This window comes from Actinophytocola sp., from assembly GCF_035942955.1.
Lineage (GTDB): Bacteria > Actinomycetota > Actinomycetes > Mycobacteriales > Pseudonocardiaceae > DASYTH01.
Window position 1 is genome coordinate 1 of record NZ_DASZCQ010000334.1, and the last position, 9,480, is coordinate 9,480.

Genomic DNA, 9,480 nt, shown 5'->3' on the forward strand with positions numbered 1-9,480 from the left:
CTTCTTGGCAACCTCCTTGACGAGCTCGGCCCCGATCTTCTCCCACGGGTCCTCCAGCTCGATCTCCTTCGCGATGGATACGCCGTCGTTGGTGATGGTCGGCGCGCCCCACTTCTTCTCGAGCACGACGTTGCGGCCCCGGGGGCCGAGGGTCACCTTGACGGCGTCGGCGAGGGTGTTCAGGCCGCGCTCGAGTCCGCGGCGGGCGTCCTCGTCGAACGCAATCAACTTGGCCATTGCGGTGTGGTCCTCCACTGTGGACGTCACGTAGCTTTAGGGCCAGGCTCGGTGCCCGCGACGGACGGCCGGCCCCTACTGAAGGGCCAGCCTCACCGTCCCGACCTCACTTAGCACTCGGCTGACCCGAGTGCCAATGTCGTGTTTAGCACTCTTACCCCGAGAGTGCAAGAACACTGGTCAGCGCGACGACTGCGGCCGGATGGGCAGCGAGGTCGGCAGCCGGCCGCCGGACGTGGTCGGTTGCGCGCCGGTCTCGGTCGGGCCGACCTGAACATTGGGCACCGACGGGTCCTGCTGCTCGTTCGTGCTTCCACCGCCGCTCGAGGTGAACAGCAGGATCGCGGCCACGATCAACCCGATGGCCACCAACCCCACCAGCACCGGCGCCACCCAACGGTTTCCGCTCTTGTCCGCGGTGAACGCCGTGCTGCTGCCGATCGGCACGGGCGGCCGCAGCCGGACCGGATCGGCCGACGAGGAGTGCAGCCCGGCCGGCGCCGCCATCGGTCGCGGCGGGGTGCCCGAATTCGGTAGCGGGCCCGGATTGTGGCCCACCGGGCCGAATCCGCCGTGCCCGTTGCCCGCGGGTCCCGGCGGCGCCACCCCGGGGGCGCGGTTGGCCGGAGCGGCGGGGGCGGCGGCCGGCATCCTGGCCGGCGCCAGCAACGCCTGCCGGGCCGCGGCGATCAGCTCCCGGCAGTCGGCGTAGCGCGCCTTGGAGTTCTTGGCCATGCCGCGCCGGATCACGTCGTCGACGGCGGGCGGCAGCGCGACGAACTCGGTCAGCCGCGGCGGTTCCCGGTTGAGGTGACCCTGGATCACCTCGGGCACCTGGCCCTGGAACGGCGGGCGGCCGGCAAGGCACGCGAACAGCACGCACGCCAGCGAGTACGCGTCGGTGCGGCCGTCGACCGGTTCGCCGCGCAGGTGCTCCGGTGCGGCGTAGGTCGGCGAGCCGAGGAAGTCCCCGCCCCTGGTGCGGTGACCGGTGGCGCCGCGCCGGGTGAGCCCGAAGTCGGCCACGTAGACGTGCTCGCCGGCCGACTCGCGGCTGGTCACCAGCACGTTGGCGGGCTTGACGTCCAGGTGCACCAGGCCGCGCTCGTGCAGGTTGTCCAGCGCCTCGGCCACCTGCCCGAGCAGCGTCAGCGCCCTGGCCGGCGCCAGCGGGCCGCCCTTGATCAGGCTGGCCAGGTCGGAGCCGTCCACCAGCCGCATGGCGATGTACAGCAGGCCGTCGACCTCGCCGAAGTCGTACAGCGGAACGACGTTGGCGTGGTCGATGGCCGACGTGTTGCGCGCCTCGTCGACGAAGCGCTCCCGGAACTCGGGGTCCTCGGTCAGGTGCTCGGCGATGACCTTGAGGGCGACCTTGCGGCCCAGCCGCACATCGGTCGCCCGGTACATCACGCTCATGCCGCCCTTGCCGAGCACACCGTCGATGCGGTAATGCCCAAGGCGACGCCCGGTGAGGTCCTCCGACACAGGAGCGAGCCTAACGGTGGCGCGGTGCGGCTCGCGTGCGGTTCGCGAGACGGGCTCGGGTCACACCTTCCGGACGCCCTCGGCCTGATTGCGACCGTCGCGCCCGGCGCTGACCTCGAACTCCACGCGGTCGCCCTCCTCGAGCGTGCGGAAGCCGTCGGCCTGGATCGCCGAGTAGTGCACGAATACGTCGGGTCCCTGCTCGGACTCGATGAATCCGTAGCCCTTCTCCGAGTTGAACCACTTCACAGTGCCGGTAGCCACGGCACCCTCCCGAATATGTCGAGCACGGTGCCCGCGGCACCGTTTCCAGCGCGCCCAACGGTACTGGGTTTGATCGTCCCCGCAAGCGCGGATCGTCATCTGCCGTTCGACGTGCTCGTCAGCCATTCGGCGAGGGCACGCGGATTCCGGGTCTGGGTGAGCAGTTGACCGGGACCGGCGAAGTCGAGCATGAGCCCCTCGCCGGTGCGCACCGACTGGTGCATCGACTGGCTGACCGCACGCAGCCGCGCCTGCATGAAGTCGCTGTAGGCGAGCAGGTAGCCGGGCTCGACGGTGATCAGCTCGCCGGCCTCGAGCGTGACCAGGTCGACGGCGCCGCAGCTGGCCAGGACCAGCGGGCCGGCGCCGGACACGTGCTCGAGGAAGCCGACCTCGGTACCGAACAGCGCGCGAAACCCCGGCCACTGCGGCTCGACGCGCACCGTCACCGCCGCGGCCAGCCCGCTGTTGCGCGACACGCACCAGCCCGACATCCCGTCCAGCTCGAGGACGTAGAGATCGCCGGGGACCGACGGGGCCAGGTCCACCCAGCCGCCCTCGGCCGGGGCGGTCAACGTCGTCGGGCGCGACCGGTGCCGGGACCCGCCGCGGATCTTGGGCTCGACCAGGATGCCGTAGCTCGTGGCCAGCAGCGCGGCATAGTCGGCGTGCACCGTCTCACCGGGCGCGAGCTGCAACCGCGCGACGCCGAACGCCGGTGTGTGCCGGGTACGGACCTGCATGTGTGGAACTGTGGCATACGGGAAGGATGGGGCCGTGGCACACACCTCCTCCGGACCGCGTTCGGTCGACGAGCACCGGGCGGCGGTCGCCGAACTGCTCGGACTCCTGCCGGTCGAAGAGCGCCCGCTGGCCGACTGCCTCGGCCTGGCGCTCGCCGCCGACGTGACCGCGCCGGTGGCCCTGCCGCCGTTCGACAACTCCGCGATGGACGGCTACGCCGTGCGCGCCGCCGACGTGTCCGGCGCGTCGGCGGACAGCCCGGTCGTGCTTCCGGTCGAGGCGGACATCCCGGCCGGCCGGGTCGACGTCCCGCCATTGCGGCCGGGCGCCGCGCACCGGATCATGACCGGCGCCCCGCTGCCGCCCGGCGCCGACGCCATCGTGCAGGTCGAGCTGACCGACGGCGGCACGTCCACGGTCGCCGTCCGCGCCGCCGCCGCCCCCGGCACGCACCTGCGCCGGGCCGGCGAGGACGTGGCCGCCGGCGCCGTCGCGCTCCCGGCCGGCACCATCCTCGGCCCGCCCCAGCTCGGGCTCGCCGCCGCCGTCGGCCGCGGCTCGCTTCCCGTGTTCCGCCCGCCGCGGGTGCTCGTCCTGTCCACCGGTTCGGAGCTGGTGTCGCCCGGCAACCCGTTGCTGCCCGGCCAGATCTACGAGTCCAACAGCGTTCTGCTCGCCGCGGCCGTGCACGAGATCGGCGGGTCGGCCACCGTGCTGCGGTTCGTCCCGGACGACGTCTCCGCGTTCCATGCCGCGATCGGCCCGGCGGCCGGCGACGTCGACCTGCTGATCACCTCCGGCGGGGTCAGCGCCGGCGCCTACGAGGTGGTCAAGGACGCGCTCACCGGGCAGGGCGTGGAGTTCGTCCGGGTCGCCGTCCAGCCCGGCGGCCCGCAAGGCTGCGGCCGGCTCGACGGCCTGCCCGTCGTCACGCTGCCCGGCAACCCGGTCAGCGCCGCCCTGTCCTTCGAGCTCTTCGTCCGCCCCGCGCTGCTGGCCGCCATGGGCCACCCCGCCGTCGACCGCCCCCGCGCCCGCGCCCGCCTGGTCAGCCCGCTGCGCTCCCCCGCGGGCAAGCGCCAGTACCGCCGCGCCCGGCACGACGAGGGGATGGTCGAGGTCACCCCGGTCGGCGGCCCCGGCTCCCACCTGCTTGCGTCGTTCGCCGCCTCGAACTGCCTGATCGAGATCCCGGAGGAGACGACCGAGGTCGCCGCCGGCGCCGAGGTGGACCTCATCCTGCTGGACTGACCCGGCTCCCGGCGTGTCCCGCGCCCACGGTCAGGCTCCGTGGTCCGGCGTTGTGGGCAGGGCTCCGCCAAGATCGCCAAGATCGCCTTGTGGGACACGACGGCAAGGCCCGTTGCGGGAACGCGTCACGGATGACGCCTCCGGGTAGGTCAGTGACGCGTCCCGGCGCCACCATGGGCTCCGCCGCGCGCGGGCACCCTGCCGGCCCCTTAGCCAGCCAGCCCCCACCCCGTCTGGGGTGGGGAGGTGGGTTCGTGGGTCAGTTTACCGGCGGAAGCGAAGGTGAAGATCAAAGTTGGGATGGATGTGGATGGGTGGGTGGGTGTGGACAACTGGGCCTCCGGCCGGGGACTGGGCTTGACAGGCCGGGCCCAGTTGTCCGTCTACGGGACTCAGTGCAGCGGGGCGAAGAACGCCCGAAGGTCCGCGGCCAGTTGAGCGGGCGCCTCCATGGCGGGGAAGTGCTTGCCGCGCTCGAACTCCGTCCAGTGCGCGTCGGGTGGGGCGGGGACGAGCTTGCGCACGGTTTCGTCGGCGCCGAAGACGGCGAAGCCCTGGGGTACGGCCGGAGGTGCGCCCCAGTCGGTGGAGTGGGCCTGCTCGTAGAGCGTGTGCGCGGCGGTGGCGCCGGAGCCGGTGAACCAGTACAGGCTGACCGTGGTGAGCAGCTGGTCGCGGTCGATGGGCAGGTCGGTCCATTCCTCGAACTTCTCGGCGATCCAGGCCAGCTGCAGCAGCGGCGAGTCGACGAGGCCGTAGCCGATGGTCTGCGGCCGGCTGTTCTGGATGGCCAGGTAGCCGGAGCCGTCCCGGCTGAACTCGTTCATCCGGTCCAGGATCAGCTTGTCGACCGGGTCGTTGCCGTCGAGCCGGTCGGCCATGCCGGGCAGGAACGTGGCCGTGTTCGCCGCGGTGAGCGGGTCGGTGACCACGTGCACGCCGGTGACGTGCTCGCCGTCGAGGCCGGCCACCACGCCGGACACGCCGGCGCCGATGTCGCCGCCGTGCACGCCGTACCGGTCGTAGCCCAGCCGGCGCATCAGCTCAATCCAGGCTCGGGCGGTGCGGGCCATGGTCCAGCCGGTGTCGGCAAGCGGGGTGGAGAAGGCGTAGCCGGGCAGGGACGGCGCGATCACGTGGAAGGCCTGGCCCTCGGCCGGGTTCACCAGCGGCTCGATGAGGTGCAGGAACTCGGCGACCGAGCTGGGGAAGCCGTGCGTGATCAGCAGCGGCTTCGCGTCGGCCCGGTCGGACCGCACGTGCAGGAAGTGAATGCGCTGGCCGTCGATCTCGGTGGTGAACTGGGGGTAGGAGTTGAGCGTGGCCTCCTGGGCGCGCCAGTCGTAGTCCGTGCGCCAGTACTCGGCCAGCTCCCTGAGGTGGTCCAACGGAACGCCGCGGGTCCAGCCCACGCCGGGCAGCTCGCCGGGCCAGCGGGCGTTGGCCAGCCGGTCGTGCAGGTAGTCGAGGTCGGTCTTGGCGATCTGGATGCGGAAGTTATCGATCATGTGGAGAACCCTATGCATAATTCCGGAAGGGTCTGTTCCTAGATTCCACAGAGGATCGAAGCATGTGGGAAACCCCGGCGCGGCTGCTGCGCCTGCTGTCCCTGCTGCAGGCCCGGCGCGACTGGACGAGTGCCGAGTTGGCCGAGCGGCTCGGCGTCACCACCCGCACCATCCGCAACGACGTGGAACGGTTGCGCGGGCTGGGTTATCCGGTCGACGCGCGGCCGGGCGTCGCCGGCGGGTACCGGCTCGGCGCCGGCGGCACGCTGCCGCCGCTGCTGCTTGACGACGAGGAGGCGGTGGCCGTCGCGATCGGGCTGCGCACCGCCGCGAGCGGCTCGATCGCCGGCATCGAGGAGACCTCGGTGCGGGCGCTGGCCAAGCTGCAGCAGCTGCTGCCGTCCCGGCTGCGCCACCGGGTGAGCGCCTTCCAGCACACGCTGCCGATGCCGTCGCCCGGCCCGCGGGTGGATCCGGACGTGCTGACGGTGATCGCGGGCGCGTGCCGCGATCATGAGCGGCTGCGGTTCGACTACCGGGCGCATTCCGGGGCGGCCAGCCGGCGTTCGGTGGAGCCCTACCGCCTGGTCAACGACCGGCGACGCTGGTACCTGGTGGCCTGGGACGTGGAACGGGACGACTGGCGCACGTTCCGGGTGGACCGGATCGAGCCGCGCACCCCGACCGGGCCCCGGTTCACCCCGCGCCCGCTGCCGCCCGACCACGAGGTCACGTCGCGGGTGGCCCGCGGGATCGGCGAGGCGACCTGGCGGTACCGGGCCAGGGTGATCGTGCACGCGCCCGCGTCGCACGTGCGGAACCGGCTGCCGATCCCGGTGGACGTCGAGCCGCTCGGCCGCGACCGGTGCGCCTTCGAACCCGGCTCGGACGACCCCCGGATGCTCGCCCTCTACCTGGGAATGCTCGACGCCGACTTCGAGATCGTGGACTCGCCCGAGCTGGTCGAGGCGCTGCGCACCCTCGCCGCCCGCTACCAGCGCGCGATCGACGCCGGCTAGCTAGCCTCGCGGCCATGGGCTTCTTCGCGTGGATCGTGTTCGGGGCGATCGCCGGGTGGGTGGCGAACGTCGTGGTGGGCGGGCGGAGCCGGCGGCGGCAGGGGTGCTTGGTCAGCGTGCTGGTCGGGGTGGTGGGGGCGGCGCTCGGCGGGTTGCTGTACAAGCTGGTGACCGGGCGGGAGAAGACGTTCGAGTTCGACTTTCCGAGCCTGGGGATCGCGGCGCTCGGGGCCGTCGTTCTGCTCGCGCTGTTGCGGCTGGTCCGGTCCGGGCAGCGGTCTCGCGGTTGATTACGACAAGTATAGGAACGTACACTGGGCGTACACCGCGGTGCGTTCGCCGGCTCCGGCCGGGGCGTGCTTCGTCGGGGGAGGCACGGCCTGGCCGGTGGCCGGGGCGGCTGGCGTAGCGTGGTCCAGTGACGGACCGAACGCGCGCCGAGGATATCCGCAGGTCATGACCGTTGAACCCAGAGTTCGTGGGCCCTTTACGCACGCCTTGCACCTGGCTCGAACCATCGTGCCGCCCATGCACCCGGGCGGCCGGCCGTTCGTGCTCGGCGCCGCGGCGGGCACGCTGCTGCTGCGCCGCGTCAACCGCAAGGCGGGGCTGGCCGGCGTGCTGGCCGGCGGGTTCTTCGCCTGGTTCTTCCGCGAGCCGCGCCGGGTCACCCCGCAGCGCGGCGGCATCGCGGTGGCGCCGGCCGACGGCACCGTGGCCAAGGTCGACACCGCGCGGCCGCCGGCGGAGCTGGGGATGGGCGACGCGGAGCGGCCGCGGATCAGCATGTTCCTGTCGATCTTCGACGTGCACGTGCAGCGGGCTCCGGTCACCGGGCAGGTGGTCAGGGCGGCGTACAAGGCCGGGAAGTTCCTGTCCGCGGATCTGGACAAGGCCAGCGAGGACAACGAGCGCAACTCGCTGCTGATCAGCACCGCCGACGGCCACGAGGTGGCGGTGGTGCAGATCGCCGGCCTTGTGGCGCGCCGGATCGTGTGCCAGGTGGCCGAGGGCGACAAGGTGCGGGCCGGCGCCACCTACGGGCTGATCAGGTTCGGGTCGCGGGTGGACCTGTACGCGCCGCCGGGCAGCCGGATGCTGGTGGAGACCGGCCAGCGCACGATCGGCGGCGAGACGGTGCTCGCCGAGCTTCCGGAGAGTCCATTGCGGACGGAGGGCTGACGGTGGCGCGAACCGCGCCGGGAGTTCGACTGCTGCCCAACGCGATCACCGTGCTGGCCATGTGCGCCGGGCTGTCGGCGGTGCAGTTCACCCTGGTGCACAACTACGGCGCGGCCATCGCGGCGATCGCCGTGGCCGCGGCGCTGGACAGCCTGGACGGCCGGATCGCCCGGCTGCTGGACGCCACCAGCAAGATGGGCGCCGAGCTCGACTCGCTGTCCGACGCCATCTCCTTCGGCGTGGCGCCGGCTTTGGTGCTCTACGTATGGAAGTTCCCGGGTGACCGCACCGGGTGGGTGATCGCGCTGGTGTTCGCGGTGTGCGTGATCCTGCGCCTCGCCCGGTTCAACACCTTGCTCGAGGACGCCGAGCAACCGCCGTACGCCAAGGAGTTCTTCGTCGGGGTGCCGTCGCCGGCCGGCGGGCTGCTCGTGCTGCTGCCGCTCATCCTGTGGATCCAGATCGGCCACGACGGGTGGTGGTCGGCCAAGGCGACGGTGGTGGTGTGGACGGTCGCCGTCGCCGCGCTGCTGATCAGCCGGATTCCCACGCTGGCGCTGAAGTCCATCCGGGTGCCGGCCAGCGCGGTGGCGCCGCTGCTGGTCGGCGTCGGGCTGCTGGCCGCCGCGGTGATCACGTACCCGATGGTGGCGTTGGCCGCGGCGCTGGTGTTGTACCTCGGGCACATCCCGTACGCGGTGCGGCGCAAGCACTGGCTGGCCCACCACCCCGAGGCGTGGGACGTTCCGCCGCGCGAGCGCCGGGCGATCCGCAAGGCGCACGGCCGGGTCAGTCGCCGGCTGGGCCTGCGGCCGCCGCTGCGCCGGGTCGCCGGGGCGGCCCGCCGGGCGGTGCGGCTGCCGCGCCGCGGGACCGACGACGGCGCGCACCTCGGCCCGGTGCTGCTGCCCGACGGCGCCCGGGTCGCCCGGCCGGCCGGCGTGCGCAGGCGCAACTGGCGGCGGACCGGGTTGCGGCGCAACCAACCCCGGCCGGGCGAGCCCCGGTGAGGGCTTACCGGTTCCGAGGGCTGACCGAAGGCCCACCCGAGGAATCGGTGGTACGCAACCGCTGACCGACAATGCAAAGTAGTGCTTCCAGCCGCGCCCTCACATTGATTTCAACACAGCTAGGCTCGCCCCCATGTCGCCGCAGATCACCCTGACCGCCCGGCACTCGCCCTCCGCGATCGACACCCGGCGCGGGGTGGTGCGGCTGCATCCGGAGGTGCTCGACGCCCTTGGCCTGCAGCAGTGGGACGCGGTCCGGCTGACCGGCGCGCGGATCAGCTCGGCGCTGGCGGCCGCGGCGGACAAGGCCGGGCCCACCGGCATCGTGCTGCTCGACGACATCACGATGTCCAACCTCGGGATCACCGAGGGCGCCGAGGTGGTCGTCGCGCCGGTGGAGGTGGCGCCGGCCCGCTCGGTGACCGTCGCCGGCTCCCGGCTGGCCACGCTGTCGCTGACGCCGGAAACGCTGCGGCTGGCGCTGATCGGCAAGGTGCTGACCGTCGGCGACGCGGTGTCGCTGCTCCCCCGGGAGCTCGCGCCCGCGCCCGGCTCGGACGTCCCGGCCGTGCGCGAGAAGCTGTCCCGGGCGATCGGGGTGAGCTGGACGACCGAGCTGCTCACCGTGACCGCGACCGAGCCGGGCGGACCGGTCGCCGTCCATCCGTCCACTGTGGTCGGTTGGCGGGACGGGCCGCGCACCGGTGAGGGCAACCAGCCGGATCGCCAGGCGGCCGTCGCCGGCGGTGGCCAGGCGACCGCGGCGGCGGCCTCGGC

General features: G+C 72.7%; 10 protein-coding genes and 1 pseudogene. 6 read left to right on the forward strand and 5 right to left on the reverse strand.

The annotated features are described in order from the left end of the window. The 4 genes from VGX25_RS33255 to VGX25_RS33270 all read right to left on the reverse strand — a co-directional run. Positions 1–237 (reverse strand): TCP-1/cpn60 chaperonin family protein (locus VGX25_RS33255; protein WP_326921938.1); only part of this gene is annotated, 237 nt, incomplete at its 3' end. Positions 238–417: 180 nt separating this feature from the next. Further along, positions 418–1,725: a serine/threonine-protein kinase gene (locus tag VGX25_RS33260; protein ID WP_326921939.1), complete on the reverse strand. Its 1,308-nt coding sequence runs from the start codon at positions 1,723–1,725 to the stop codon at positions 418–420. Between the two features lie 60 nt (positions 1,726–1,785). Beyond that, a complete protein-coding gene (locus VGX25_RS33265; RefSeq protein WP_326921940.1) occupies positions 1,786–1,989 on the reverse strand; it encodes a cold-shock protein in 204 nt (67 codons plus the stop codon). Positions 1,990–2,084: 95 nt separating this feature from the next. Further along, positions 2,085–2,732 carry an AIM24 family protein gene (locus tag VGX25_RS33270; protein ID WP_326921941.1) on the reverse strand — a complete coding sequence of 216 codons (648 nt, stop codon included), beginning with the start codon at positions 2,730–2,732 and terminating at the stop codon, positions 2,085–2,087. A gap of 34 nt (positions 2,733–2,766) precedes the next feature. On the opposite strand from VGX25_RS33270, the gene glp reads away from it, so the two are divergent. Continuing rightward, positions 2,767–3,984, forward strand: coding sequence for a gephyrin-like molybdotransferase Glp (gene glp / locus VGX25_RS33275; protein WP_326921942.1), 1,218 nt, complete (start codon positions 2,767–2,769; stop codon positions 3,982–3,984). Positions 3,985–4,376: 392 nt separating this feature from the next. Here the strand turns inward: glp and VGX25_RS33280 are convergent, their stop codons facing one another. Then, complete coding sequence (locus VGX25_RS33280; RefSeq protein WP_326921944.1) at positions 4,377–5,492, reverse strand: epoxide hydrolase; 1,116 nt, start codon at positions 5,490–5,492, stop codon at positions 4,377–4,379. 62 nt (positions 5,493–5,554) lie between these two features. Between VGX25_RS33280 and VGX25_RS33285 the strand changes: the two genes are divergently transcribed. The 5 genes and pseudogenes from VGX25_RS33285 to VGX25_RS33305 form a co-directional block, all read left to right on the forward strand. After that, complete coding sequence (locus VGX25_RS33285) at positions 5,555–6,511, forward strand: YafY family protein (RefSeq protein ID WP_326921945.1); 957 nt, start codon at positions 5,555–5,557, stop codon at positions 6,509–6,511. Positions 6,512–6,525: 14 nt separating this feature from the next. Beyond that, on the forward strand, positions 6,526–6,801 hold the full coding sequence (locus VGX25_RS33290) for a GlsB/YeaQ/YmgE family stress response membrane protein (RefSeq protein WP_326921946.1): 276 nt from the start codon (positions 6,526–6,528) through the stop codon (positions 6,799–6,801). 166 nt (positions 6,802–6,967) lie between these two features. Further along, a complete protein-coding gene (locus VGX25_RS33295) occupies positions 6,968–7,693 on the forward strand; it encodes a phosphatidylserine decarboxylase (RefSeq protein ID WP_326921948.1) in 726 nt (241 codons plus the stop codon). A gap of 2 nt (positions 7,694–7,695) precedes the next feature. Then, positions 7,696–8,703, forward strand: a complete 1,008-nt coding sequence (pssA, locus tag VGX25_RS33300; protein WP_326921949.1) for a CDP-diacylglycerol--serine O-phosphatidyltransferase — start codon at positions 7,696–7,698, stop codon at positions 8,701–8,703. A 133-nt stretch (positions 8,704–8,836) separates the two neighbouring features. Continuing rightward, positions 8,837–9,480 (forward strand): annotated as a pseudogene (locus VGX25_RS33305) (ATPase); the annotation flags it as partial.